The 25,499-nt window shown below is 38.8% G+C and carries 26 protein-coding genes and 1 tRNA gene; 19 read left to right on the forward strand and 8 right to left on the reverse strand.

Translation table 11 applies throughout. The features are described 5' to 3' along the window. Positions 1–29: 29 nt before the first annotated feature. The 3 genes from ACFOSX_RS13135 to ACFOSX_RS13145 are packed head-to-tail and all read right to left on the reverse strand — an operon-like array spanning position 30 to position 2,164. Positions 30–1,109 (reverse strand): DNA topoisomerase IB, encoded by a 1,080-nt coding sequence (locus tag ACFOSX_RS13135; protein WP_386102045.1) that lies wholly within the window; start codon positions 1,107–1,109, stop codon positions 30–32. A gap of 13 nt (positions 1,110–1,122) precedes the next feature. Continuing rightward, on the reverse strand, positions 1,123–1,557 hold the full coding sequence (locus ACFOSX_RS13140; protein WP_386102048.1) for a hemerythrin domain-containing protein: 435 nt from the start codon (positions 1,555–1,557) through the stop codon (positions 1,123–1,125). A gap of 7 nt (positions 1,558–1,564) precedes the next feature. Further along, complete coding sequence (locus ACFOSX_RS13145; protein ID WP_386102051.1) at positions 1,565–2,164, reverse strand: hypothetical protein; 600 nt, start codon at positions 2,162–2,164, stop codon at positions 1,565–1,567. A 192-nt stretch (positions 2,165–2,356) separates the two neighbouring features. Between ACFOSX_RS13145 and ACFOSX_RS13150 the strand changes: the two genes are divergently transcribed. Then, complete coding sequence (locus ACFOSX_RS13150) at positions 2,357–2,959, forward strand: DUF2652 domain-containing protein (protein ID WP_386102053.1); 603 nt, start codon at positions 2,357–2,359, stop codon at positions 2,957–2,959. 50 nt (positions 2,960–3,009) lie between these two features. Here the strand turns inward: ACFOSX_RS13150 and ACFOSX_RS13155 are convergent, their stop codons facing one another. From ACFOSX_RS13155 to ACFOSX_RS13165, 3 genes are read right to left on the reverse strand one after another with little or no spacing between them, the layout of a single operon-like run. After that, complete coding sequence (locus ACFOSX_RS13155) at positions 3,010–3,213, reverse strand: DUF6327 family protein (RefSeq protein ID WP_386102056.1); 204 nt, start codon at positions 3,211–3,213, stop codon at positions 3,010–3,012. Positions 3,214–3,216: 3 nt separating this feature from the next. Then, the gene (locus tag ACFOSX_RS13160; RefSeq protein WP_386102059.1) at positions 3,217–3,552 is read right to left on the reverse strand and encodes a hypothetical protein; all 336 of its coding nucleotides are present in this window, start codon (positions 3,550–3,552) and stop codon (positions 3,217–3,219) included. After that, a complete protein-coding gene (locus ACFOSX_RS13165; protein ID WP_386102062.1) occupies positions 3,545–3,898 on the reverse strand; it encodes a YtxH domain-containing protein in 354 nt (117 codons plus the stop codon). The genes ACFOSX_RS13160 and ACFOSX_RS13165 overlap by 8 nt, the downstream gene beginning before the upstream one ends. 166 nt (positions 3,899–4,064) lie before the next feature. Between ACFOSX_RS13165 and ACFOSX_RS13170 the strand changes: the two genes are divergently transcribed. Further along, a complete protein-coding gene (locus ACFOSX_RS13170; RefSeq protein ID WP_386102065.1) occupies positions 4,065–5,429 on the forward strand; it encodes an NAD-dependent succinate-semialdehyde dehydrogenase in 1,365 nt (454 codons plus the stop codon). A gap of 12 nt (positions 5,430–5,441) precedes the next feature. Beyond that, positions 5,442–5,594 (forward strand): hypothetical protein, encoded by a 153-nt coding sequence (locus tag ACFOSX_RS13175; protein ID WP_386102068.1) that lies wholly within the window; start codon positions 5,442–5,444, stop codon positions 5,592–5,594. A 114-nt stretch (positions 5,595–5,708) separates the two neighbouring features. On the opposite strand, the gene ACFOSX_RS13180 is transcribed toward ACFOSX_RS13175, so the two are convergent. Both ACFOSX_RS13180 and ACFOSX_RS13185 read right to left on the reverse strand, forming a co-directional pair. Beyond that, positions 5,709–5,783, reverse strand: a tRNA-Pro gene (locus tag ACFOSX_RS13180). After that, positions 5,774–6,022 (reverse strand): GIY-YIG nuclease family protein, encoded by a 249-nt coding sequence (locus ACFOSX_RS13185; RefSeq protein WP_386102071.1) that lies wholly within the window; start codon positions 6,020–6,022, stop codon positions 5,774–5,776. Before ACFOSX_RS13185 ends, ACFOSX_RS13180 begins: the two co-directional genes overlap by 10 nt. A gap of 323 nt (positions 6,023–6,345) precedes the next feature. On the opposite strand from ACFOSX_RS13185, the gene ACFOSX_RS13190 reads away from it, so the two are divergent. The 16 genes from ACFOSX_RS13190 (at position 6,346) to ACFOSX_RS13265 (ending at position 25,497) form a co-directional block, all read left to right on the forward strand. Further along, positions 6,346–8,523, forward strand: a complete 2,178-nt coding sequence (locus tag ACFOSX_RS13190; protein ID WP_386102074.1) for a TonB-dependent receptor family protein — start codon at positions 6,346–6,348, stop codon at positions 8,521–8,523. 36 nt (positions 8,524–8,559) lie between these two features. After that, the gene (locus ACFOSX_RS13195) at positions 8,560–9,684 is read left to right on the forward strand and encodes a PQQ-dependent sugar dehydrogenase (RefSeq protein WP_386102077.1); all 1,125 of its coding nucleotides are present in this window, start codon (positions 8,560–8,562) and stop codon (positions 9,682–9,684) included. Positions 9,685–9,687: 3 nt separating this feature from the next. Continuing rightward, complete coding sequence (locus ACFOSX_RS13200; protein WP_386102080.1) at positions 9,688–10,131, forward strand: c-type cytochrome; 444 nt, start codon at positions 9,688–9,690, stop codon at positions 10,129–10,131. Between the two features lie 47 nt (positions 10,132–10,178). After that, a complete protein-coding gene (gene udk / locus ACFOSX_RS13205; RefSeq protein ID WP_386102083.1) occupies positions 10,179–10,784 on the forward strand; it encodes a uridine kinase in 606 nt (201 codons plus the stop codon). Then, on the forward strand, positions 10,784–11,110 hold the full coding sequence (locus ACFOSX_RS13210; protein ID WP_386102086.1) for an FtsB family cell division protein: 327 nt from the start codon (positions 10,784–10,786) through the stop codon (positions 11,108–11,110). The genes udk and ACFOSX_RS13210 overlap by 1 nt, the downstream gene beginning before the upstream one ends. Beyond that, positions 11,103–12,455, forward strand: coding sequence for a methylmalonyl-CoA mutase subunit beta (locus ACFOSX_RS13215; RefSeq protein WP_386102089.1), 1,353 nt, complete (start codon positions 11,103–11,105; stop codon positions 12,453–12,455). The genes ACFOSX_RS13210 and ACFOSX_RS13215 overlap by 8 nt, the downstream gene beginning before the upstream one ends. 9 nt (positions 12,456–12,464) lie before the next feature. After that, positions 12,465–13,103 (forward strand): hypothetical protein, encoded by a 639-nt coding sequence (locus tag ACFOSX_RS13220; protein ID WP_386102092.1) that lies wholly within the window; start codon positions 12,465–12,467, stop codon positions 13,101–13,103. After that, the gene (gene scpA, locus ACFOSX_RS13225; protein ID WP_386102095.1) at positions 13,103–15,226 is read left to right on the forward strand and encodes a methylmalonyl-CoA mutase; all 2,124 of its coding nucleotides are present in this window, start codon (positions 13,103–13,105) and stop codon (positions 15,224–15,226) included. Before ACFOSX_RS13220 ends, scpA begins: the two co-directional genes overlap by 1 nt. A 79-nt stretch (positions 15,227–15,305) precedes the next feature. After that, positions 15,306–18,161 carry a M16 family metallopeptidase gene (locus ACFOSX_RS13230; RefSeq protein ID WP_386102098.1) on the forward strand — a complete coding sequence of 952 codons (2,856 nt, stop codon included), beginning with the start codon at positions 15,306–15,308 and terminating at the stop codon, positions 18,159–18,161. A 132-nt stretch (positions 18,162–18,293) separates the two neighbouring features. Further along, entirely contained in the window at positions 18,294–19,061 is a 768-nt protein-coding gene (locus ACFOSX_RS13235) for a ParA family protein (RefSeq protein ID WP_386102101.1), read from the forward strand. Then, positions 19,061–19,963 (forward strand): ParB/RepB/Spo0J family partition protein, encoded by a 903-nt coding sequence (locus ACFOSX_RS13240; protein WP_386102104.1) that lies wholly within the window; start codon positions 19,061–19,063, stop codon positions 19,961–19,963. The genes ACFOSX_RS13235 and ACFOSX_RS13240 overlap by 1 nt, the downstream gene beginning before the upstream one ends. A gap of 37 nt (positions 19,964–20,000) precedes the next feature. Then, positions 20,001–20,555, forward strand: coding sequence for a DUF5683 domain-containing protein (locus tag ACFOSX_RS13245; protein WP_386102107.1), 555 nt, complete (start codon positions 20,001–20,003; stop codon positions 20,553–20,555). 2 nt (positions 20,556–20,557) lie between these two features. Next, a complete protein-coding gene (gene dapB / locus ACFOSX_RS13250; protein WP_386102110.1) occupies positions 20,558–21,256 on the forward strand; it encodes a 4-hydroxy-tetrahydrodipicolinate reductase in 699 nt (232 codons plus the stop codon). Positions 21,257–21,324: 68 nt separating this feature from the next. Continuing rightward, positions 21,325–22,965: a signal peptidase I gene (gene lepB / locus ACFOSX_RS13255; protein ID WP_386102113.1), complete on the forward strand. Its 1,641-nt coding sequence runs from the start codon at positions 21,325–21,327 to the stop codon at positions 22,963–22,965. Further along, on the forward strand, positions 22,958–24,262 hold the full coding sequence (locus ACFOSX_RS13260) for an AAA family ATPase (protein ID WP_386102116.1): 1,305 nt from the start codon (positions 22,958–22,960) through the stop codon (positions 24,260–24,262). Before lepB ends, ACFOSX_RS13260 begins: the two co-directional genes overlap by 8 nt. After that, the gene (locus ACFOSX_RS13265) at positions 24,262–25,497 is read left to right on the forward strand and encodes a tetratricopeptide repeat protein (RefSeq protein WP_386102119.1); all 1,236 of its coding nucleotides are present in this window, start codon (positions 24,262–24,264) and stop codon (positions 25,495–25,497) included. The genes ACFOSX_RS13260 and ACFOSX_RS13265 overlap by 1 nt, the downstream gene beginning before the upstream one ends. Positions 25,498–25,499: the final 2 nt, after the last annotated feature.

Here is a 25,499-nt window from a genome sequence, read left to right on the forward strand (position 1 = left end):
CTTAGTCTATTGACGCTAAAAAGTTTTAACTAAATTTTGGGATGATAAGCCTTAATTAATTGAAGCATGGCTTTCTCAGAGGCAGAGAAATATGGGTCGTTTTCAATACTATCTGCTATATTGAATGCTGAAGCTATACTACCATCTTTGTAACTATTTACGATATGAGGATGTAAATAGTATTTCCGCAACACCGTGCGTGTATTACCTAATGCCTGGCGCGCTTCATCAACAGCGGCAAGTAAGTTTTTATCAATAGTCTTTTCATCTTTAGGTATGCCTAAGAATTTTAATGTTTCAAAGGCGATGATTGATGCACCCCAAGTTCTATAATCCTTTGCAGTAAATAATTGTCCTGTTAAGTCGTGAATGTATTGATTAACCATGGAGCTTTCAATGGTCTGCTTAGTTCCCTTTTCATCATAGAATTTAAATAGTTCCCAACCGGGAATTTCTTCGCACTGGTTAACTAAGCGGATGAGCTTTTTATTTTTCAATGTAATGCTGTGGGCTTTGCCACGTTTACCAACGAATTCAAACTTCAACTTATTTTTAAAAAGATTTACATGCTTGGTCCGCATGGTAGTGAGACCATAAGTTTTATTTCGCTTGGCATACTGTTCATTTCCTATACGTATATGCGTTTCTTCCATTAATCGAACTACGAGTGCCAAAGTCTTCCGTTGTGTCCATTCTTTTAAAGCCAAATCTTTATCAACTTGTGCTCTAATTTTTGGAAGCTTAGCGCCAAACGCCGACATCTTAAAGAATTTTGTTTTATTCCGTAAAGCATTCCAACGTGGATGGTAACGATATTGTTTACGGTTTTTGGCATCACGCCCAACGGCTTGCAGATGGGCCCGTTCATCATAAGCAATCCTCACATCGGTCCAATTTGGAGGAATGACCAATTGATTGATTCTATCGAGAATTTTCTTAGAACTTATTTTTCGTCCAGAGTGTCTATAAACAAAAGACTTGCCTTTCCGTTCTCGGGTAACGGTAAGCAAGTCGTCTGATGTATATATTAAATCAAAGCTATCAACCATATCTTGTGGCTCCTTATAAAGTTGCTTCACAACATCTAGATTGATAGCTTCGGTGTTCATAATTTTGACTATTCTATCGGTGTTCTTTCATATAGTTTGAATAGGATTTTGCTAATTCCGATTTCTGGGTTTCAGACAATGTCTTACCCGCCAATTGAAAAAACGTATGTTCCTCATCTTCCAAATGATGCTCCACCTTGTGTTTAAGGTCTTTTGCAATTTTTAACCAAGCTGAGGAATCTTGCTCAGTATCTTCAAGCTTTGCAATTAACTCATCAATTTCATGATGCTCTGCAATACCATGTCTGGAGTGCTCTTGCATCATGTCGGTAGAAATTAAAGGTTTGTAGAAATGGCGCTCCTCTGCATTGGCATGGACTTCCAGTTCTTGCTTCACTTTCTTAAAAAGCTTTGTACGCTCTTTTGTGTCTCCAGATGTTTCAACGAGCTTGTCTAATAAGTCGCGCTGAATATCATGGTCGTGTCTAATGGCTTCAAAAATAGTCATCCGTAATTTACTTATAGATTACTGTAAACCCGTCGTTTCCTAAACGTGCTTTTAAATCATCCATATTTTTAAAATACGTATATCTTGTATTGAAAATACGGTCTGGTCTTTCACCAACAACGTAATACTTCACGCCTAAATCCGGAGCATTAATAGTTACTTGGTCAGATACTCTCATCTTTTTATCATCAATTGAGGTATCACCTTTTTCCAATTCAGAAATAACGTAAAGGTTATCGCCTTTAGCCCAAATCTGCTTGATGTCAAGATTGTGCTCAAAATCGGTAACTTCAGCTTCAACAGCTATTGTACGCTCCTCTTTTTCACCCCAATCGTTATCGTCATCTTCTGGCATATCTACATCGATATAAGGTACTTCAATCTCTTCTTCCTCCATTACAATAACCACTTTTGGTACTTCAACCATTTTAGTTGTTGTGCCTACATTAACGTCTGCCCAATCTACATCGAAGGTTGGTAGTTGTCCTGCTTCTGCATCAATGTCAACATCGACGTCTGGCAATTCCATTTCTTTTTTCTGGTCAATATTACAACTGGTTACAAAGGCACCCATTGCAAGTATCATTAGTGTGTGTTTAAATTTCATGTTGTTTAATTTTTTTGGTTGCTGTCAATAGTTTTTCTAATGACTGATGTAAATGTACCAAGGTTAAAGCCCACCCCTTAGCGCAAATAGAGAGATTGTTAACTTTAAAAATATATAAGATGATTATAGTGTCAATATTGGTTAGCTTTGACTGATAACGCGATGTAACTATATATCGAAACACTACCAATTATGTTGATTTGTATACCAGACATCAGTGGATTTACCAAATTTATGAGTGAGAATGACAAGGGCTTAAGTTCTAAAGTCATTCCATCCTTACTAAATGATATTATTTACTCTAATGAAATTGGCTTAAAGGTTTCAGAAATTGAAGGTGATGCCGTCCTCTTTTTTAAACAAGATGAATTACCTTCTATAACAGAGTTAATGGCGCAGTGCTCAAAATTTTATCTTAATTTTTACGCCAAACTAAAAGTGTTGGGACATCGGCTCGAAGGTATCGAAGGTTCCGATGATTTGGCTAAAGCTTTGGGCTTAAAAATTATTTGCCATCTGGGGACCGATATTGAAGCGGTAACCATTGGCAAGCATATAAAACTTATGGGAGAAGATGTAATCATTGCTCATAAGCTTTTAAAGAATAATATTGAAAGTGATGATTATGTGTTATTATCGGAATCACTTTACAGCAAATATTCAGAACAACAACTACAGGAGGCTATTGATTGGACAAATGAAATCAAAGATGGTGATTACGAGTATGAACACATCGGCATAAAACATTTTAAATATATCGACCTTAAGAGTCTTCGGGTTAAAAAGGCCATGTAACAAAAAAGTGGGCTAATGCCCACTCTCAAATTAATTTATTTCATACTTACTTACCTAAAGAATCGCTTTACTAACATCCATATACCATATTTTCCTACAAATTTGGCAATGGAAGATATCCAACCCGAAGGGCTAACATCCTCGACCAATTCATTCTTAGTCAGTTTTAATTCTTCCCAGGCAATCTGACGTTCTAGATTGAGACGTTTTAGGTCAACTTCAATTTCACTAAAATTTTTATACCGTTTCATCATCGCCTAAAATTTATCTGCCATTTTATTAAGAACTAGTGTGTTGATTCGCTTGCGCATCAAATAAATAATGACCCCAAAAACCAAGGCAATTCCACCAACCGCTAAACATCCTTTTGTTGTACTACCAAAAGCTTCACCCAGTTCTATGGCTCCTGCAATGGCAAAAAATATAAGACCTATAAATACAAACGCACCAATAGCCAGCAACTTTACCATCATACTGATGGAAACCGATAACTGTTGAAAGATTTTTAGCTTTAGATATTGGCGTGTGGTATTTACATACCTTTCACCAATATCCATCGCCTTATCTGATGTCTCATTAAGGGAATTAAGCATTATCTCCTTGGACTACTTTATTTTTCTGAAGTCTTTTGTTTCTTGCTTTCAAATCCTGAAGTTTAGACTCTAATGAAGTAATTACATCTTCAGCTTTGTAACTTGCGCTTGTTAGAATTGAATCCATTTTTTCATCAAAAGTCCCTTTTTTATCTACGTAAGTTTCTGCTACTTTAGAACGTACTTCAGTTGCCTTTGTTGCTAAATTATCTTTAGCGTTAATTGCTTCCTCTGACAAACGCTGACGTGTAATACTTCCTTTATCTGGGGCAAACAAAATGCCTAAAGTTGCGCCAATGGCGGTTCCTGCCAATAATCCTAGTACTGTATTGCTACTCTTGCTCATTATAATATATTTTATTGTGTTAATCAGGTACAAAGATGACAAAAACCATACAATTGGGTTGACGCAGAAGAAAATTAGATTAACTGTTTTACCTAGGCTTTTTCAGCTAATTTAAATTTGAATTGAACTAAGCCGATATTTTATTCTGAAGTAAATTGCTATCCATATGAAAAAGACCATAAAAACGCAGAACCCTTATTCAGGCAAAACGCTTGAAACATACAAGTATATTTCAGACAAAGAGCTAGATGAAAAATTAGCTTTAGCACAAACTACGTTTGAAGAATGGCGACATACAGAATTAGAAGAGCGCTCTGCCCTTTTGCTAGATGTTGCCGAACTTCTGGAAACCAAAAAGCGAACTTATGCCGATTTAATGACGGCCGAAATGGGAAAACCCATAACGCAAAGTATCGCAGAGATTGAAAAATGCGCCTTACTCGCACGTTTTTATGCCAAGAACGCTGAAAATTTTCTTGCGGATGCCATTATTGAAACCGATGCACATGAGAGCTTTATCAGCTATGACCCACTAGGCATAATTCTCGCAGTAATGCCATGGAATTACCCCTTTTGGCAGGTATTTCGGTTTGCATTACCAACACTAACGGCAGGAAATACAGCCGTTTTAAAGCATGCATCCAACGTTACAGGATGTGCCTTAGTGATTCAGGATATTTTTGAAGAAGCGGGCTATCCTAAAGGTTGTTTTCAAACTTTATTGGTCGACCATGACCAGATTGAAACCGTCATCAAAGACGAAAGAATCAAAGCCGTATCTTTAACAGGAAGCGAGAAAGCCGGTAAAAGTATTGCGGAACAAGCCAGCGCTCAATTAAAGAAATCGTTATTAGAATTAGGCGGAAACAACGCCTGCCTAATTTTAGGAGATGCAGATCTCGACAAATATATGGATACCATTTTCAAAGCACGTATGCAAAATACAGGACAAAGCTGTATCGCCGCAAAACGCTATATTGTAGTGGAAGAAATCTATGATGAGTTTATGGAGCGTCTCAAGTCAAAATTGAAGAAGCTAAAAATAGGCGACCCTACAAATCCTGAGACAGAACTTTCGGTATTGGCACGACCAGATCTTGCTGAAGATCTCAAGAAGCAGGTTGACAAATCCATTGAGATAGGCGCTGAACTCATTTCAGGTAACACTATGGACGGTGCATATTTTGAACCGACCATACTGACTAACGTTAAGCCAGGAATGCCTGCCTTTGATGAAGAAACCTTCGGTCCGGTTGCATCTATCATTAAAGTAAAAGATGAAGACGAAGCCTACAAAATGGCAAGCACTTCAAAATTTGGACTAGGGTCAATGGTGTTCACCAAAGACTTTGAGTCGGCACGCTATCGTATTTCAGACATAGAAGATGGTGCATTTTTCATAAACGATATGGTAAAGTCGGATCCGAGACTGCCCTTTGGAGGCACCAAGATATCGGGTTATGGACGGGAGTTATCCAAAGAAGGAATTTTAGAATTTGTAAATAACAAAACCGTATATATAAATAAATAAATTAACACGACTATGAAATTTGTAAAAGAAGACGACGAAGAACGCAGAGACTATATTCTTCAAAAAGATGAAAAAACAAAAAAGACAGCCACCTTTGTAATCATTGCATTAGTAATTTTAATTATTGCTGTGATTGCATCTGGTATCCACTTTGAGTATTTTTAGAGCTATAAAATTAGGATTAACTTCTTATATCCTATTTGATGTCTTTACTCAATAAAAATCTTTTGACATCCCTAAATACAAAAAGCCAACAATATCAAATGTTGGCTTTTTTTGTCGGGGTGGCAGGATTCGAACCTGCGACCTCCGCGTCCCAAACGCGGCGCGATAACCGGGCTACGCTACACCCCGAATTGGTTATCTTCTAAATATCTTTTGGCTCCACGTTTTTTAATTCGCTTTTCCAAAAGCAGTGCTTCAGACCGTGTTTCGACTAAAATAGTCACTTTAAGAGTCCAAGGAGCACGTGATTTAGTGGACTTTACTAGTCCATTATTGTGTCTTATCAATCTATCATCGATATCCTGTGTTTGACCCACATAATATCTTGAACGTTTCTCACTATATAATATGTAAACTACATAATCCATAGTTTTGGGTGGTCACGCCTCTAGCGTGACGACCTCCGCGTCCTCCCGAAGCTTCGGGACGGCGCAATAACCATTTTGGTGAGACTTGCCACGTTTAGCGTGGTACACCCCGAAATGGTTATCAAATTAGGATTGCAAATATAGAGATATTATCTACTTTAGCAATAAGATTCATCTAAAAAATAGTACGCCTCATCAAGACTTCGTTTTTTAATTATTACCTACTCATTTTCATACTGTTTGCTAGCTTCTCAAGTCTCAATGCTCAAACCGAAATACGAGGAAAAATTACAGAAGTCCTAAATGACGAACCTTTATCTGACGTGGTGATACTTAAAGATGACAGACAAGTGTCCCGCAGTGATGCTAATGGCCGTTTTAGTTTGAATGATTTCGGGACATATAAATTCCAACGTAGCGGATACGTCACAAAATCGATAAACATTCAATCCCCAGCGTTCATTACCGTAGAGCTACAACCACAACCCGAGAATTTGGATGCTGTGATTGTAAATTCTAGTGTTATTCCGCAAGCCCTAAAAAAGTCTATCGTGGCGACTTCGGTTATTTCAAAAGCTGACCTAGAACGAGGGAATAACATCAATTTCAATGAAGCCCTAAATCGTGTTCCTAGCGTATTTATGCAATCGGGAGCGCTGAACACAAACCGTATTACAATTAGAGGCATCGGAGCACGGAACCTTTTCGGCACTTCAAAAATAAGAGCTTACTTCAAAGATATACCGTTGACCAATGGCAATGGCGACACCACCATCGAGGATTTTGAACTGGCCTCCATCGGAAAAATTGAAATTGTAAAAGGTGCGTCCTTCAACGGTTTCGGTGCAGGTTTGGGCGGGACTATTCAATTATCTCCAAATCCATTAGAATTTAATTCTCAAAGCACCAATGCCGAGTATTCCTTTGGCTCTTTTGGGCTTTCAAAATATGTGCTCAACTATAATTTAGCTAATCAAACCAACAGTTTAAAAGCCATTTACAGTTCAACAAAGAGTGATGGTTATCGGGACAACAATGATTACAACAGACAGACCATCAACCTATTTTCAGACCATTACTTCAACGATAACAATCAGATATCAGTACTGGCGAGTTATGTAGATTTAAAAGCTTTTATCCCAAGTTCTTTAAGTCTGGATGATTTTCAAAATGACCCTACCAAACCCGCCTTTACTTGGGGCCAAGCGCAAGGCTTTGAAGACTCACAACGTTTTATTATCGGCGCCAATTGGACTCATAATTATAAAAGCAACCTCAAACATATTACGAGTGTTTTTGGCTCAACTCGGGAAGCTTACGAGCCTCGCCCTTTTAATATTTTGGAAGAAAACACCAATGGTTTTGGCCTGCGATCTAGGCTTCTAGGAAAACTTAATTTTGAAAAGACCAAATTGCAATACACATTAGGAGGTGAATATTTCAAGGATAATTACACCTCAAAAACCTTTGAAAATTTATATCAGGATTTCCCAGTAGGAACAGGTTCTGTGCAAGGTGACAACCTTTCAAACTTTAAAGAAAAGCGAAGTTATTACAACCTCTTTACCGAAGTACTTTTTGAAGCCACACCGACAACTAATATCGTCGCAGGATTAAATTACAACCAAACACAATATACGTTAGACGACCGTTTTCCGACTTCAGAAGGAAATCCATACCAATCGGGTGAGTTTAAATTCAACGGTATTTTGTCCCCAAAACTCGGTGTGTCGCAAGAGCTCTCAAAATCAGTGACAGCATATACCAATATTAGCAGAGGATTCTCGCCTATTACACTTGCTGAAACCTTTTTGCCAGATGGACAAATAAATCCCGACTTACAACCCGAAATTGGATGGAATTACGACCTTGGACTAAGAGGTTCTATTCTAAAAAACAGGTTGTATTTTGATGTTACCGTCTTTAGATTAGACATCGAAAATCTGCTTGTATCAAGGCGTGTGGCCGAAGACCAATTCATTGGCATCAACGCTGGAGAAACAAAACACGATGGATTTGAAGCACTACTAAATTGGAAGGTTCTTAACAATGAAAACTTCAAAATGACTGCTTGGACAACATACACGCTAAACAACTTCAAGTTTAAAAGTTTCATCGATGGCGACACTGATTTTTCAGGGAATGAGTTAACGGGCGTTCCTGACCAAGTTTTCAATTTTGGGGTGGATGTCTCATCAGTATTCGGAATATACGGGAATATTAATTATCAGCATGTCGGCGAGATGCCGATTACCGATTCAAATTCCATTTATTCGGATGCTTATAACTTAACCAATCTTAAAATCGGGTTTCAAAAAGACATCCTTCAAGATTTCAATTTGAATATATTCGTTGGCATCAACAATCTTTTCAATGAAAAATATGCATCTCAATTATTGATTAACGCTCGGGCTTTTGGCAACAATCAACCACGATACTACTATCCTGGATTACCCATAAATTATTTTTCTGGGATAAATCTTAGCTATCGTTTTCCATAAATAATGGTTAACTTTAACCTTTAAATCCTGAGCATCATGAAACATCGATTTGTCTTATTCTTTATATGCATCATAGCATTGAGCGCCTGTGCACAGCAAACGCAATCTACTGTTACAGCTGATGAACCAACTGAGGTTAACTATGATATTGAGGTCGTTGTTCCTGATTTAAACATTGCCTGGGGCATGGCTTTTCTACCCGATGGCGGTATGCTTATTACCGAAAAAGCCGGAGAGCTTCTCCACTTTAAAGATGGAGAAACCACAACTATAGATGGTCTTCCAGATGTATACCTTCGTGGGCAAGGCGGATTGATGGATGTAGAATTACACCCTGATTACGAAAATAACGGCTGGATTTACATTTCGCACGCTTCAGAAGAAGGTGAAGAAGATGGCGGTAATACCGCTATCATCCGTGCTAGGTTAAACGGCACAGCCTTAACCGACGTTGAACAATTGTATAAGGCTGGACCGAATTCTAAACGTGGTCAGCATTTTGGTTCTCGTATTCGGTTTGATGATGAAGGTTTTATGTATTTCTCCATTGGCGACCGTGGTAATCGTGATGTGAATCCGCAAGACATCACGCGCGACTGTGGTAAAGTGTACCGCTTGCATGACGATGGTAGTATTCCGGAATCCAACCCATTTGTTGATAACGCCGACGCTAAAAAAGCGATATTTAGTTACGGCCACAGAAATCCTCAAGGTATGGTAAAACATCCCGAAACCGGGAAAATTTGGGTACATGAGCATGGCCCGCGCGGAGGTGACGAAATAAACGTAGTGGAAAAAGGTAAAAACTACGGTTGGCCAGTTATTAGTTACGGCATTAATTATGACGGTACTTCGTTTACGGACAAAACAGAAATGGAAGGCATGGAACAACCCTTATTTTATTGGGTGCCGAGTATCGCACCAAGCGGTATGGACTTTGTCACTTCAGATAAATACCCAGCTTGGAAAGGCAATCTTTTAGTGGGTTCCCTAAAATTTGAATATATCGAACGCCTCGTCATAGAAAATAACGTAGTTACCAAACGCGAAAAACTGATTGAAGGCGAAGGCCGTGTAAGAGACGTTAAGCAAGGACCCGATGGATTTATTTATGCAAGTTTAGAAGGTGTGGGTATCGTAAAAATTGTTCCTAAATCGTAATCAATGATAAAGAAATCTCTAATTGCAGTAGTCTCTATTGCATCTTGTGTTGTGTTGTTTCTCAACTGTAAAAATGACAAAGACCTTAGTGTTGTATCATCAGATGACGCTCAAAATCTTAAAACCAGTATTGCCAGAGGAAAAGCTGTTTATAACGATTTCTGCGTCTCGTGCCACTTACCAAATGGCATGGGCGTAAAACGCACTTATCCTCCATTGGCAGGTTCGGATTATCTTCAAAATAAACAAGAAGAAAGTATTAAGGGCATTAAGTTCGGGATGAAAGGTGAAATCACTGTAAATGGTCAAACCTACAACAATGTCATGGCTCCGATGGGTTTAGCAGATGATGAAGTTGCAGATGTGATGAACTACATCAACCATTCTTGGGGCAATGATTTTGGGGAAATGGTTACCGAGGCAGAAGTTTCAAAAATCAAGAAATAATACCGTCGCTTTCCTTAACTTTGTCGCATAATATTTAAGACGTTTTAATGCTTATTATCGGAATTGCGGGCGGAACAGGAAGCGGTAAAACGACCGTAGTCAATACTATTGTCAACGAGTTGCCCGAAGGTCAAGTGGTAGTGATATCACAAGATTCGTATTACAAAGACACATCTCACCTGAGCTATGAGGAACGTGTAAAAATCAATTTTGACCATCCAAGGTCTATAGATTTTGACTTACTCGTAGAACATTTGGCGGATTTACGTGCCGGCAAGTCTATCAATCAACCCGTTTATTCCTTTGTAAAGCACAATCGCACAGGAGACACCATTTTAACCAAACCGAGAAATGTAGTTATTGTTGAAGGAATTTTAATCTTGACCAATCCTGAAATCCGTGAGCTTTTTGACATCAAGATTTTTGTGCATGCCGATAGTGATGAACGCCTTATAAGACGTTTAAAACGTGATATTTCCGAACGCGGACGTGATATTGACGAAGTATTGACCCGATATCAAAACACCTTAAAACCGATGCATCAGCAGTTCATAGAACCCATGAAAGAATATGCGGATATCATCATTCCATACAATAAATACAACACTGTTGCGGTTGAAATTGTAAAAACCATCATCAACGAGCGTTTATAATGGCCAAATTGAACAAAAAATACCTTAAACCTTTTAAGAACATCTTTGTTCTGGCCCTTATAGGCTTTGCGGTTTGGATGATTTTTTTCGATGCTCACTCTTGGCTCCTTCATCACGACCTAAATCAGGATATTGACGCCCTAGAAAATGAAAAAGCCTACTACCGAAGCGAAATGGCAAAGGACAAAAAAGCCATTAAGGAATTGAGTACCGACGACGGTGTGGAGCGTATGGCACGTGAGACCTATTACATGAAGAAACCTAACGAAGATATCTACATCATAGAATACGAAGACAGTATCGCCAAACAGAAAAAAGATGAGTAAAACACTGTTTGATGAGTTTAATCCCGTTTCAGCAAAAGCGTGGAAGCAGAAGATTCAGGTTGACCTTAAAGGTGCTGACTATAATGATGACCTAATCTGGAAAACACCCGAAGGTATTGATGTAAAGCCTTTTTACCATTCTGATGATTTTGAATCGCTACCAACACCGACCAACACAAAGGCGACGCGTTGGAGTATTTGTCAAGCCATCGAAGTCCATGATACCAACACAGCCAATAAAGAAGCCTTAGATGCCATCAATCGTGGTGCCGAAAGCATTTTGTTTGAAGTACAGTCCGAAGATATATCTATCTCAGAATTATGTAGAAATATATCTGAAGATATAGATATTCACATCAAATTCAATGGCCTTTCTGAAACCATAGCAGATGCATGTGCAACACTCAAAAATTGCATTTTACACACAGATATCATTGGCCATCTGGCAGAGACCGGTAACTGGTATAATAATTTAAAGGACGACCATGCTAAGTTTGAAACTATAGTTTCTAAAACAAAAACGGTCAGTATCAGTTTGGGCCTGTATCAAAATGCTGGTGCCACTATGGTACAGCAATTGGCATACAGCTTGGCACACGCCAATGAATATTTAAATCATTTTGAGCAAAACGGAACAAAACTGGAGGACGTTAATTTTATTTTCAATGTTGCCGTCGGTTCAAATTACTTTTTTGAAATATCAAAACTCAGAGCACTTCGGCAACTTTGGGCGACCTTGGCTTCAGAATATAATGCCAATGAAGCGTGTCAAATATTCGCTACCCCAAGTCGAAGAAATAAGACCATTTACGATTATAATGTGAACATGTTGCGCACCACAACCGAATGTATGAGTGCCATTTTAGGTGGTGCAAACACGGTTTGTAATTTGCCGTATGACGCGCTTTACCACAACCCAAATGAGTTCGGGAATCGTATCTCTAGAAACCAACTTTTAGTTCTTAAAAACGAAAGTTATTTTGATGCCGTAGATAACCCTTCAGACGGGTCGTATTACATTGAAAAATTGACTGAACAACTTGCTGAAAAAGCATTAGATATTTTCAAGTCGATTGAAGCTTCTGGCGGATTTTTAAGTCAGTTGAAAGATGGAACAATTCAAAAGAAAATTAGCGAATCTGCACGTGAAGAACAGTCTGAATTCAACTCAGGAAAGCTAACACTTTTAGGCACAAATAAACATCCGAATCCACAAGATAAGATGAAAAACGACCTAGAAAAGTCACCGTTTCTTAAATTTGAAAAACGAAAAACATTGATTCAACCAATTATTCAGAAAAGATTACCTGAATCTTTGGAATACAAAAGATTAAAAGACGAATAAAACATGGTATTGAAAAAATCTATAGTGCCTTTTTTGGCCATTTTTATGGCAGTATCCGCATTGTCCTGTAAAGATTTAGAAAAAGACATTGACGACATAACAAACCCTGCTCCAACTTCCGAAAATATCGGCTCAACGCACTACCTCAATGAAGATGGTATTAAGATTGTTTTGCCAGATGGTTTCAAAAAATTATCAGCTTATGAGTATGAACAAATCCTTAAAAAAATTGCTCCGAAAAAGCAGTTAGATGCGGAGCTGAAACGACTCAAAGAACAACGCACAATGGACGGTAATTTTTACCTGTTTTTTGATGAAGCTTCGGGTTCAACTTATACGGCAAATACAATTCCCTACACGCCGATTTCAAGAAAGGATGCGACCAACTTATTGTCACTCATTAGAAAGAATCAAGAAGAGTTTCTCGAAGACAAAAACACTAACGTTATAAAAGTAACAGCAAAATATAGTGCTGGTGTAAGTGCAGAGGTTTTTAAGGCCATTTTTAAAGTGGACAATACCAAAACGAAAACGTCATACCATCAAACAGGATACTTCATTTCTTCCAACGACAAAACCGTGATGATTAATTTAACCACCAGAGACTTGGTGGATTTTGACCCATACATTCAAAAAATGGTCTTTTAATGGGACGGAAGAATCTTCAACATATTGCTTTAAAATCTAATATTGCTCAGGCTGATATTATTTCAAATGCTACCTTTAAAAGTGCCGAGGATATTGATATTAAACAATGTTATTCTCCCGATGATATCAAAAATCTAGAACATCTGGATTTTGTAGCTGGTATCGCCCCCAATTTGAGAGGGCCCTACTCTACCATGTACGTACGTCGCCCTTGGACCATTCGCCAATATGCAGGATTTTCAACGGCTGAAGAAAGCAATGCCTTTTACAGACGCAATCTGGCCGCTGGCCAAAAAGGGTTGTCTGTCGCCTTTGATTTAGCAACACATCGAGGCTATGATTCCGACCATGAGCGTGTCGTTGGCGATGTTGGAAAAGCTGGTGTTGCCATTGATTCTGTAGAGGACATGAAAGTACTATTCGACCAAATTCCGTTGGATAAGATGTCCGTATCCATGACCATGAACGGTGCCGTATTGCCGATTATGGCCTTTTACATTGTGGCCGCTGAAGAACAAGGCGTAAAGCCTGAAGACTTGGCAGGAACCATTCAAAATGATATTCTGAAAGAATTTATGGTAAGGAATACTTACATTTATCCGCCAACACCTTCTATGAAAATCATTTCGGATATTTTTGAATACACAAGCAAAAACATGCCGAAATTCAATAGTATCAGTATTTCTGGCTACCACATGCAAGAAGCTGGTGCCACCTGCGATATTGAATTGGCGTATACCTTGGCGGACGGATTGGAATACATAAGAAAAGGACTTGAGGCTGGTATGGACATAGACAGTTTTGCCCCTCGCCTTTCGTTCTTTTGGGCCATTGGCATGAATCATTTTATGGAAATCGCCAAGATGCGCGCCGCTAGGATGCTTTGGGCTAAGTTGGTAAAGCAATTCAACCCGAAAAATCAAAAATCGTTGGCGTTACGAACACATTGCCAAACCTCGGGCTGGAGTTTAACAGAGCAAGACCCATTTAACAATGTGGCCAGAACTTGTGTTGAAGCCTCTGCCGCTGCCTTTGGAGGCACACAAAGTTTGCATACGAACGCGCTAGATGAAGCGATTGCACTTCCTACCGATTTTTCAGCACGCATTGCAAGAAACACACAAATATACTTACAACATGAAACCCATATTACCAAAACGGTTGATCCTTGGGCCGGTAGTTATTATGTCGAAAAACTGACCCATGATATAGCCGAAAAAGCCTGGTCTTTAATCGAAGAAGTAGAAGAACTTGGCGGCATGACCAAAGCCATTGAAGCTGGAATCCCAAAATTGCGTATTGAAGAAGCGGCCGCCAGAAAACAAGCGAGGATAGATTCTGGTCAGGATATTATTGTTGGCGTCAATAAATATGAATTGGACCAAGAAGACCCACTTCATATTCTAGAAGTAGACAACCAAACGGTTAGATATCAACAACTTGAAAGTCTGGCGTCAGTAAAGGCTTCAAGGAACACCAAAAATGTTCAAGATGCACTCGCTAAATTGACGGATGCTGCTAAAACAGGACAAGAAAATTTATTAGCTTTAGCCGTAAATGCAGCGAGGGAACGTGCCACATTGGGCGAAATCAGCGACGCATTAGAAAGCGTTTTTGGACGTTATAAGGCGCAAATAAAATCCTTTTCAGGCGTGTACAGCAAAGAAATTAAGAATGACAAGAGCTTTCAAAATGCGAGAGCATTAGCCGACCAATTTGCTAAGCAAGATGGACGTCGCCCACGTATTATGATTGCTAAAATGGGGCAAGACGGACACGATCGTGGTGCAAAAGTCGTTGCTACTGGCTATGCAGATGTTGGCTTTGATGTAGATATCGGCCCGCTGTTTCAGACACCCGAAGAAGCCGCAAAACAAGCGGTAGAAAACGATGTTCACATTTTGGGTGTTTCATCTTTAGCTGCAGGCCATAAAACATTGGTGCCAAAGGTGATCGAAGAACTAAAAGCCTACGGTCGTGACGATATTATGGTTATCGTTGGTGGTGTTATCCCTAAACAAGATTACCAATTTTTATTTGATGCCGGTGCAGTCGCAGTATTCGGTCCTGGCACAAAAATCAGTGAGGCTGCCATTCAGATTTTGGAGATTCTTATTGATTAAACTAACTTTTTAGTTTTCTTAACAGCATAGCTCTAATTTTGTAGTATCTTTCGGATAGTACAAAACTCAATCATCAACTATGAAAAAAATGAATCTTAGGCTTACAAGCCTAACCTTGCTTCTTGTGGCTTTTGTTTTTACAGCAAATGCCCAAACAAAAAAGAATCCTGAAAATCAGTCGAGCGGGAACGTTCCTTCCGACAATCTTCCGATTACTCCAAAAGTAAAAATTGGAAAGCTATCTAACGGACTGACATATTACATTCAGAATAACGGAAAACCCGAAGACAAAGTAGAACTACGATTAGCCATAAAGGCCGGTTCTATCTTAGAAACCGAAGACCAATTGGGCTTGGCTCACTTTATGGAGCACATGAACTTTAACGGTACGGCAAATTTTGAAAAAAACGAACTTGTAGATTATTTACAAGGCATTGGTATTGAATTCGGAGCGGACCTTAATGCTTATACCAGTTTTGACGAAACGGTCTATATTCTTCCTATTCCTAGTGACGATCCTGAAAAGTTAGATAAAGGCTTTCAGATTTTAAACGATTGGGCAGGTAATGCCTTATTGACTGATAAGGATATTGACGAAGAACGCGGTGTGGTTATTGAAGAATACCGTACCCGATTGGGCGCAGCAACACGGATGCAGAACAAGTATTTGGATAAAATTGCCTATAAATCACAGTATGCACAGCGTCTTCCAATTGGCACCAAGGATAATTTGGAAAATTTTAAATATGAAAGTTTAAGACGTTTTCAAGACGACTGGTATCGCCCGGATTTAATGGCCGTTATTGCTGTTGGTGATTTAGATGTAGAAACATTAGAACAAAAGATTAAAGATAATTTTGGTGGATTGACCAATCCCGAAAACCCTAAACCACGACCAGAATTTGGATCTGAAAATCACGAGGGCACTTTTGTTGCCATCGAGTGGGACGAAGAAGCTACGGCCAGTCAGGTTCAGATTTATTATAAGGACAAAGGTGAGCCTCAAAAAACCAAAACGGTTCAAGATTACAGAGACAATTTAGTGCAAGGCTTATTCAATCAAATGATAAATAACCGTTTGAGAGAATATAGTAACAAGCCAAACCCACCATTTATTTTCGGGTTTTCTTATCACGGACAGATCATCGGTAATAAGGAAGCTTACCAGTCGTTTGCGCAAACCCAAGAGACAGGACAAATGGATGCCTTACGTGTTTTGCTGGAAGAAAACGAACGTGTAAAACGTTATGGTTTTAAAGCTTCAGAATTTGAACGTGCCAAAAAAGATAACCTTGCGCGTTTAGAAAACTTTTACAAAAACAGCGATAAACTTGAATCGAATAGAATCGTGAATAGTTATGTTCAAAATTTCTTGAGGGAAAGTCCAATTCCGTCCGAAGAATGGCGCTATAATTACGCTAAGGATGTTTTTCCAACGATTTCTTTATCCGAAGTCAATGCCTTGATTGCAAAATATCTGCATGACGATAATAGATTAGTTGTGATGACTGGACCAAAGAAAGACGGTTTGACCAAAGTCACGGAACAAGAAGTAGTCGATCTTTTAGACGAAGTTAAAAACGCTGATATTAAAGATTATGAAGATGAAGCGGTCAGAGCAGAATTAATGCCCGTAAAACCAGCTAAGGGAACTGTGGCTAAGAAAGAAGTGAATGATGAAGGTGAATTGATTGAAACCACTACCTTAACCCTAAGCAACGGTGCAAAAGTCACCTACAAAAAAACTGATTTTAAAAACGACGAAATCCTAATGAGTGCCTTCAGTTATGGTGGCTCATCACTCTACCCGGATGACGTATTCAAAGAGGTAGTCTATGCCAACGGCGGCTTAACGGAAGCTGGTATCGACGGTCTGAAGAAAAATGACATGACCAAAATGATGTCTGGTAAAATCGTGAATGTCAGGCCTTCAATCGGTGCCTACAGTGAGAATTTCAATGGTTCAGCAGCCCCTAAAGATTTTGAAACTATGTTTCAAATGATTCATTTATACTTTACAAAATTAGACAAGGACGATGAAGCTTTTGCCTCTTTTGTAAGCAAACAAAAAGCGTTTTTGGGGAATCTTGAATCCAACCCAAATATTTCGTTTCAAATTGCATTAGGCAAATTTCTAAATGAAGGCAACCCAAGATATTCAGGCTTACCATCTGCTGAAGATTTAGACAATGCCAATTACGATTTGGCCTATAAAAAATATCAAGAGCGTTTTGCCAATGCAGGTGATTTCCATTTCTACTTTGTAGGTAATGTGGACGAAGCCCAAATTGCCGACTTGGCATCAACTTATATCGCTTCCCTTCCAGCTACGGATAAAAGAGAAACGTATAAAGTTCCTGGTTTTAGACCAAAGACTGGCTCAAACGAATTCATCTTTAATAAAGGAACAGAACCAAAGAGTCAAGTGAGTTTACAATGGTCGGGAGAGACAAAATACGATGCGGACGAAGCACGTGCATTAAATGCTTTAGCCGAAGCGCTGAGCATAAAATTAATTGAAAAATTAAGAGAAGAAGAAGGTGGCGTTTATGGCGCTGGAGCAAGAGGCTCTATTTCTAAAATCCCTTACGGAAGCTACAACTTTAGCATCTCCTTCCCATGTGCACCAGAAAACGTCGATAAGCTGATTGATGCTTCTATTGCTGAAGTCCAAAAACTCATTGACGAGGGCCCAACGGCAGAAGATCTAGATAAAGTAAAAAAAGCCAAGCTTTTATCACGAAAGGATCAATTGGAACAAAATCGTTTTTGGTTGAATACCATCAGAAGTGCGGACTATAATGATTCAGACCTGGATAATGTCTTAGAGTACGAAGAAAATGTGAATGCATTGACCAGAGACGACCTTCAAGATGTAGCTAAAAAGTACCTTTCAAAAGGGTATTTAAGAGCGGTTTTAATGCCTGAAAAGTAAAAAATCAATAATTAAAATTCAAAAAAGAGTGGCCATTTCGCCACTCTTTTTTGTTGACCGAATGTTAACAAATCGGCTTTCAATCCTCATAATAAATCGTATTTTTAAACCCTAAATATTCCAAATCGATTAATGGGTAAAATAATAGCAATTGCCAACCAAAAAGGCGGTGTCGGTAAAACTACGACTTCCGTAAATCTCGCGGCCTCTTTGGGTGTTTTAGAAAAGAAAGTCCTGCTTATTGACGCAGATCCTCAAGCCAACGCCAGCTCTGGTTTAGGACTTGATGTTGATGCTGTTGAAATAGGCTCGTACCAAGTTTTAGAGCATACCGTTGAAGCCAAAGAGGCCGTCAGAGCATCCAATGCGCCTAACGTGGACATCATCCCTGCACATATTGATTTGGTAGCCATAGAGATTGAATTGGTAGACAAGGAAGAGCGTGAGTATATGCTGAAAAAAGCGATTACCGAGCTTAAGAATAACTACGATTACATTATCATTGATTGCGCACCGTCCTTAGGCTTATTAACCCTAAATGCACTGACAGCCGCAGATTCAGTTATCATTCCTATTCAATGTGAATATTTTGCTTTGGAAGGCCTAGGTAAACTGTTGAATACTATAAAAAGTGTCCAAAAAATACACAACGTCAATTTAGATATTGAAGGCATGCTCCTAACGATGTTCGATTCGCGCTTACGCCTATCCAATCAAGTGGTGGAAGAAGTTCAGAAACACTTTAGTGACATGGTATTCGACACCATTATCCAGCGTAATGTACGTCTTGGGGAAGCCCCGAGTTATGGCGAAAGTATCATTAACTATGATGTGAGCAGTAAAGGCGCAGCGAATTATTTGAACTTAGCGAAAGAAGTTATCAAAAAGAACGATAAGTAATGGCGAAGGCAACAAAAAAACAAGCACTGGGACGCGGGCTTTCGGCCTTGTTGAAAGATCCCGATAACGATATAAAGTCTGCTGAAGATAAAAATGCAGACAAGGTCGTCGGTAATATAGTTGAATTGGATATTTCAGATATTGAAATGAACCCGTTTCAGCCACGAACCAATTTCAATGAAGAAACACTTCGAGAATTGGCCTCTTCCATTCGTGAGTTGGGCGTTATCCAACCAATCACAGTTAGAAAAATGGCCTTCAACAAATACCAATTGGTATCTGGAGAACGTCGTTTTAGGGCTTCAAAATTAATTGGGAATAAAACCATTCCGGCGTATATACGTATTGCGAATGACCAAGAATCCCTGGAAATGGCTTTGGTGGAAAACATACAACGCCAAGATTTAGACCCCATAGAAATTGCCCTGTCTTACCAACGTTTAATTGATGAAATTCAATTAACGCAAGAACAGATGAGTGAGCGAGTGGGTAAAAAACGTAGTACTATTGCCAATTATTTACGTTTGTTGAAATTAGACCCTATTATTCAAACCGGAATGCGAGATGGATTTATCTCCATGGGTCACGGACGCGCGATGATTAATATTGAAAACCAGATCGACCAACTTGAGGTTTACGAAAAAGTCATTAGTAACAAACTTTCGGTAAGAGCCACTGAAGCCTTAGTGAAACAAATAACGGATGGTAAAGTTTCTGCTTCTAAACCAGACGCACCACAAATGCCAAAATACGTTAAAAAAGGTGTTAAGGAATTTTCGGAGTACTTTGGCCACAAAATAGACGTTAAATTGGGACGTAACGGTACGGGTAAAATTGCCATTCCGTTTCATTCTGAAGAAGATTTCAATCGTATTCTCAAATTGATAAAAAGTGCCAAATAACCGTTTCTTTGTTTTATGTCTGGCATTTTGCCTATCCATGCTTTGTTATTCTCAACAAACTCCAGACAGTACGGTTGTTGCTACACCCGAGGATTTAAACATAAAAACCAATACTACCGTTAGAGAAGCTATTGATCCTTTGGCACCCTCTAAAGCCGCATTTTATTCAGCCATTCTACCTGGATTGGGACAGGCCTACAACAAAAAGTATTGGAAAATCCCAATCGTTTACGCCGCGCTCGGTACAGGGATTTATTTTTACATCGATAACAATAATGAATTGAACCGTTATCGAGACGCCTTCAAGCGACGTTTGGCAGGGTTTAAAGATGATGAGTTTTATGGTAACGGACCAACGCCTTTAATTTCCAACGACGGATTAATTAGGGCGCAACGGCAATTCCGAAGAAACAAAGATATTTCACTCTTAGTTACTGTTGGTCTTTATGCACTAAATATTATCGACGCCAACGTCGACGCCCATTTGTTGCAATACAATGTCGACGAGAATTTATCGCTACGACCTCATATTCGCTATAACCAATTGGAAAGTGCGTCGGACTTAGGACTAACGCTCAATTTTAAATTCTAAGGATGAAAATAGCATTATTGGGCTACGGACGTATGGGAAAAATCATAGAGCAGTTGGCTCTAGATCGTGGTCATACGATTACTTTAAAAGCGGATAGTAAAACTGAGCATTTGGGTTTCGGAGACGCGGATGTTGCTATAGATTTCAGTCTTCCACATACTGCGGTGAAAAACATCAAAAGCGCTATTGACGCCAATGTTCCTGTCGTTTCAGGGACTACAGGTTGGCTAGATAATTACAATGACATCGTTGACCATTGTACTTCAAAAAACGGGGCATTTCTTTATGCTTCCAACTTTAGTTTGGGCGTGAATATTTTTTTTGAAGTCAACCGTGTTTTGGCGCAATTAATGGGAAAACAAAACGATTATCAGCCCTCGATTGAAGAAATCCATCACACTCAAAAACTCGATGCGCCAAGCGGAACGGCCATAACTTTGGCTGAGGCTATTATTGAAAATTCAGATTATTCAAATTGGACTTTAGACCCTAATTCTAAAGATCTTCATATTGAAGCCAAACGCATTGAAGGTGTTCCTGGGACGCATAGTATCATTTACGATTCTGAAGTCGATAGCATTGAAATAAAACACACCGCCCACAACAGAAATGGTTTTGCTTTAGGTGCCATTGTTGCAGCCGAATGGATTCATGATAAAAAAGGCGTCTTCAGTATGAAAGATGTGTTAAACATTGGTTAATTTGCGGAAATTCTGAAACGATTTTAAATAGTTTGCTTCTTATAGCCAACCCTATCAAAACTTAGATTATGACTTGGACAGAATGGTTCATCTTTTTTTGCATTATACAAATCATCCACGGCTTAGGGACTTGGAAATTATACATTAAAGCCGGTCGACAAGCTTGGGAGGCTTTTATTCCGATTTATAATGCCGTAATGCTCATGAAAATTATCAATCGCCCTTGGTATTGGGTGATTCTAATTTTCCTACCCATTGTTAACCTAATTATGTTACCCGCTGTTTGGGTGGAGACGGCAAGAAGCTTCGGGAAAAATTCTGGATTAGACACCTTCTTGGCGATAGTGACTCTAGGATTCTATAATTATTATCTGAATTACGTTGCAGACGTAGAATACATCGAAAATAGAGATCTAAAACCAAAGACAGCAACAGGCGATTGGGTGAGTTCCATTCTCTTCGCAATCGTAGCCGCTACAATTGTTCACACCTATTTCTTTCAACCTTTTGTCATTCCATCATCGTCTTTGGAAAAGTCATTGTTGGTCGGTGATTTCTTAATTGTAAGTAAAATTCATTACGGACCGCGCGTACCTATGACGCTAGTCGCAGCACCCATGGTTCATGATACAATTCCTGTTATTAAGAAGAAGTCCTATTTGTATGATGACCGTTATGAAAGGCGAGAAAAATCATGGAAAAACAAGCTGCAACTCCCCTATTTAAGACTTCCAGGCTTTGAGGATATAGAACGAAACGATTACGTCGTTTTTGGGCAGCCCGCGGATACCTTGCGCGACATGAATGACTTTAGGCCAGACCGTAACTACTACAAACCAATTGACAAAAAAACCAACTTGGTAAAGCGTTGTGTTGGTATTGCTGGAGACACTTTAGAATTGAAAGACGGATGGGTCTATATTAACGGCGAAAAGAATGTATTGCCTGGCAGAGCACAATTGCAATATGCTTATAACGTAAAATTTAAACGACCAATTGAGTCTGACGCTGATGTTAATAGAATAATGGATCTGTTAAAGCGTGCTGATATTGACGATGGACTTGGAAGAACCCAAGACCCAGAGGTATACCTTATCTACGCCGCTTCTGATGATGCCGTTGAAAAGCTGAAGGTTCATCCAGAAATTGCGTCTATTGAGCGTTCTGTGCTTCCTACAGACTATTATGAACGTGATGCCTATGGTCGACCACAGAATTTCCCACAAGACGCTAACTATCCTTGGAACATTCATCATTTTGGTCCCATATACATTCCTAAAGCAGGAACAAGCGTTGACTTGACCGCAGAAAACTTACCGATTTACAAACGACTCATTCAAGAATATGAAGGACACTCTGCGTATTCCAAAGGCAATAAAGTCTACATCGATGGTGAAGTCGCACAAAACTACACCTTTGAAAAAGACTACTATTGGATGATGGGTGACAATAGAAATAACTCCATTGACTCTCGCTTTTGGGGCTTTGTACCTTTTGATCATGTTATCGGAAAACCTGTGTTTATTTGGTTTAGTATTGATGGGATTAATGATGGTTTAAAAAATTGGAAAGTGCGTTGGGATCGTGTCTTTACCACAGCAAGTGGTGAAGGTGAGCGTACGTCCTACTTTATTCCATTTGTATTACTCATTTTGGGTATTACCATTTTTAACCGATGGAGGAAGCGTAAAAAAGCAAAGAATGAATAACGAATTATTGAACAATCTTCTTGAGGCTTTAGAAGTAACACCAAGCAATATTGCTTTGAGGCGTCAAATTGCCAAATTATATATGGATAGCTTTGAGTTTAGCCAAGCTGAGTTGCATTTAAAGGAAATACTTAAAACCCAAGACACTGACGAAAATAAGATTCTATTAGCCAAATGCTACTTTGAACAGTCCAAATTCACATTATCGGAAGTTATTCTAGAGTCCTTGATTTCTGAAAATAGTCCTAAAGTTCATCTAGAACTATATGCAAAAACATTAATCCGTTTAAATCAGAATTCAAAAGCCAGAGAAATTTATGAGAGGATTATAAGTTTAGATCCTAAATATTCAGATGAAGAACTCGATTCGTTATTTAGGTTATCCCACGGCGCAAATGATAGTGATTTTATAGACTCTGATGCAATTAATATCATAAAAAACTTAGGATTGAATTTCGCTGATGTGGGAGGAATGACCGATGTAAAAAAGGAAATTGACTTAAAAATTATCAAGCCTCTTTTGCACAAAGATCTCTATAAAGCATACGGCAAAAAAATCGGCGGAGGTATTTTACTTTATGGGCCTCCTGGATGCGGAAAAACGCATATTGCAAAAGCAACAGCTGGAGAAATTGACGCCAATTTCATCAACGTTGGTATCAATGATATCTTGGATATGTGGCTTGGTAATTCTGAAAAGAATCTACACGAAATATTTGAAAGTGCCAGAAAACATAAACCTTGTGTGGTATTTATTGATGAAATTGATGCTCTTGGCGCAAATAGAAATGACATTAACAAAACAGCTGGACGAACGGTTATCAACCAATTTTTGGCAGAATTAGACGGTTTAGAAAGTGATAATGATGGCGTGTTAGTCATTGGTGCGACAAATGCCCCATGGTTCATAGACCCTGCGTTTAGAAGACCCGGAAGATTTGACAGGATTATCTTTGTTTCACCACCTGATCTTGATGCTAGGAAAAATATCTTTCAACTTCAATTGAAAAATAAACCGACAGATTCTCTAGATTTTGTAAAGCTCTCAAAAAAGACAGAGAAATTTTCTGGAGCTGATATAGCTGCGAGTGTTGATAGAGCTATTGAAATTAAGTTAGAAGAATCCTTTAAAGATGGTATTCCAAAACCATTGACCACCAAGGATGTCTTGAGAGCAATTTCCAAAACCAAACCGTCAACTACTGAGTGGTTTTCCTCTGCCAAAAACTATGCACTCTATTCCAACGACTCTGGACTGTACGATGACATACTTCATTATTTAAAAATTAAAAAATAATGCATGGTAATCCAAATTTAGAAAGAGGAGAGCAGCTCTACAGCATGGGTAGGTTTTCTGATGCTATTCCTTTTCTTAAAGATGCCATGGTTGTTGAAGAGGACAGATTTGATGCTCAATATTTACTAGCCTATTCTTATTTTCAAGTTGATCATATTTCTGAAGCAGAAAAAATTGGTCACGAATTAAGGAAACAACAACCAAATCATAGCGGTATTCTTTCCTTATTGGCCAATATAGAATTGAACAAAAATAATTCAGACCAAGCTTTAAAATTGATTGATGAAGCAATTTCCATAACACCATATGAAGATGATTATTTCGGCATCAAATCTTATGTATATATCCAGAAAAAGGATTTTAAAACTGCTTTAAAATTCGCCAACGACGGTCTTTCCATATATGCAAAAAGTCTAATTTGTTTAAATGCCCGGGCCACCGCACTTACAAAATTAGGCAAGAAAGAAGAGGCAGCTTTAACGATTGAGTCAATATTACAAGACAACCCTGAAAACTCTTATTCTCACGCTAACACCGGCTGGAGTTTTTTAGAAGCGAATAATATCCCAAAAGCATTAGAGCATTTTAAAGAAGCGCTCAAAATTGACCCCAATGATGATTACACAAGGGATGGCATGCTGACAGCAATAAAAGCCAAAAACAAAATTTACAATCTATATCTTAGATACGCATTTTGGATCGGCAATAAGTCTGATAAATATCAATGGGGATTTATTATTGGTATATATGTCATTTACAGGTTTGCCCTTAAAGCAATCAGTGCTTCTGGCTTGTCTGTTTTAGCGGTACCTCTAATCATAATTTATTTGCTCTTTGCACTTGGCAGTTGGCTGATGGAACCACTTTCCAATATGCTTTTACTCATGGACAGCTATGGAAAATATCTCTTAGATCGTAACTCCAAACTAAGTGGGCAGATTTTATTGACCTTATTGGTTGTATCATTGGCAAGCTATGGTATCAATTTTGTCGTGGATTCAGATTTACCGATACTCTTGAGCATTGGATGTTTGGCGAGTATTTTACCACTAACGAGAGCATCATTATCATCTCACAATCAATCTAGAATATTAGGGTTTTCTTACGGAGGTTTAATTTTGCTTATATCTATTCTTGGGCAACCTCTCGGCTATTCTTTTGGTTCCGTTACCTTAGCCTTAGTAGTACTATTTGTAGCGTTTACTTGGCTAGGCAACTTCATCATTAAGTACTAGAA

This window comes from Winogradskyella maritima (genome assembly GCF_042650215.1).
Lineage (GTDB): Bacteria > Bacteroidota > Bacteroidia > Flavobacteriales > Flavobacteriaceae > Winogradskyella > Winogradskyella maritima.

Coding starts and splice junctions, on each gene's coding strand:
- ACFOSX_RS13175 (WP_386102068.1), top strand. CDS start 5,442: ATGAAATTTGTAAAAGAAGACGACGAAGAACGCAGAGACTATATTCTT.
- ACFOSX_RS13235 (WP_386102101.1), top strand. CDS start 18,294: ATGGGTAAAATAATAGCAATTGCCAACCAAAAAGGCGGTGTCGGTAAA.
- ACFOSX_RS13165 (WP_386102062.1), bottom strand. CDS start 3,898: ATGAGCAAGAGTAGCAATACAGTACTAGGATTATTGGCAGGAACCGCC.
- ACFOSX_RS13135 (WP_386102045.1), bottom strand. CDS start 1,109: ATGAACACCGAAGCTATCAATCTAGATGTTGTGAAGCAACTTTATAAG.
- ACFOSX_RS13230 (WP_386102098.1), top strand. CDS start 15,306: ATGAAAAAAATGAATCTTAGGCTTACAAGCCTAACCTTGCTTCTTGTG.
- ACFOSX_RS13155 (WP_386102056.1), bottom strand. CDS start 3,213: ATGATGAAACGGTATAAAAATTTTAGTGAAATTGAAGTTGACCTAAAA.
- lepB (WP_386102113.1), top strand. CDS start 21,325: ATGACTTGGACAGAATGGTTCATCTTTTTTTGCATTATACAAATCATC.
- dapB (WP_386102110.1), top strand. CDS start 20,558: ATGAAAATAGCATTATTGGGCTACGGACGTATGGGAAAAATCATAGAG.
- ACFOSX_RS13245 (WP_386102107.1), top strand. CDS start 20,001: ATGCTTTGTTATTCTCAACAAACTCCAGACAGTACGGTTGTTGCTACA.
- ACFOSX_RS13170 (WP_386102065.1), top strand. CDS start 4,065: ATGAAAAAGACCATAAAAACGCAGAACCCTTATTCAGGCAAAACGCTT.
- ACFOSX_RS13210 (WP_386102086.1), top strand. CDS start 10,784: ATGGCCAAATTGAACAAAAAATACCTTAAACCTTTTAAGAACATCTTT.
- udk (WP_386102083.1), top strand. CDS start 10,179: ATGCTTATTATCGGAATTGCGGGCGGAACAGGAAGCGGTAAAACGACC.
- ACFOSX_RS13240 (WP_386102104.1), top strand. CDS start 19,061: ATGGCGAAGGCAACAAAAAAACAAGCACTGGGACGCGGGCTTTCGGCC.
- scpA (WP_386102095.1), top strand. CDS start 13,103: ATGGGACGGAAGAATCTTCAACATATTGCTTTAAAATCTAATATTGCT.
- ACFOSX_RS13195 (WP_386102077.1), top strand. CDS start 8,560: ATGAAACATCGATTTGTCTTATTCTTTATATGCATCATAGCATTGAGC.
- ACFOSX_RS13140 (WP_386102048.1), bottom strand. CDS start 1,557: ATGACTATTTTTGAAGCCATTAGACACGACCATGATATTCAGCGCGAC.
- ACFOSX_RS13145 (WP_386102051.1), bottom strand. CDS start 2,164: ATGAAATTTAAACACACACTAATGATACTTGCAATGGGTGCCTTTGTA.
- ACFOSX_RS13215 (WP_386102089.1), top strand. CDS start 11,103: ATGAGTAAAACACTGTTTGATGAGTTTAATCCCGTTTCAGCAAAAGCG.
- ACFOSX_RS13160 (WP_386102059.1), bottom strand. CDS start 3,552: ATGCTTAATTCCCTTAATGAGACATCAGATAAGGCGATGGATATTGGT.
- ACFOSX_RS13200 (WP_386102080.1), top strand. CDS start 9,688: ATGATAAAGAAATCTCTAATTGCAGTAGTCTCTATTGCATCTTGTGTT.
- ACFOSX_RS13185 (WP_386102071.1), bottom strand. CDS start 6,022: ATGGATTATGTAGTTTACATATTATATAGTGAGAAACGTTCAAGATAT.
- ACFOSX_RS13265 (WP_386102119.1), top strand. CDS start 24,262: ATGCATGGTAATCCAAATTTAGAAAGAGGAGAGCAGCTCTACAGCATG.
- ACFOSX_RS13260 (WP_386102116.1), top strand. CDS start 22,958: ATGAATAACGAATTATTGAACAATCTTCTTGAGGCTTTAGAAGTAACA.
- ACFOSX_RS13150 (WP_386102053.1), top strand. CDS start 2,357: ATGTTGATTTGTATACCAGACATCAGTGGATTTACCAAATTTATGAGT.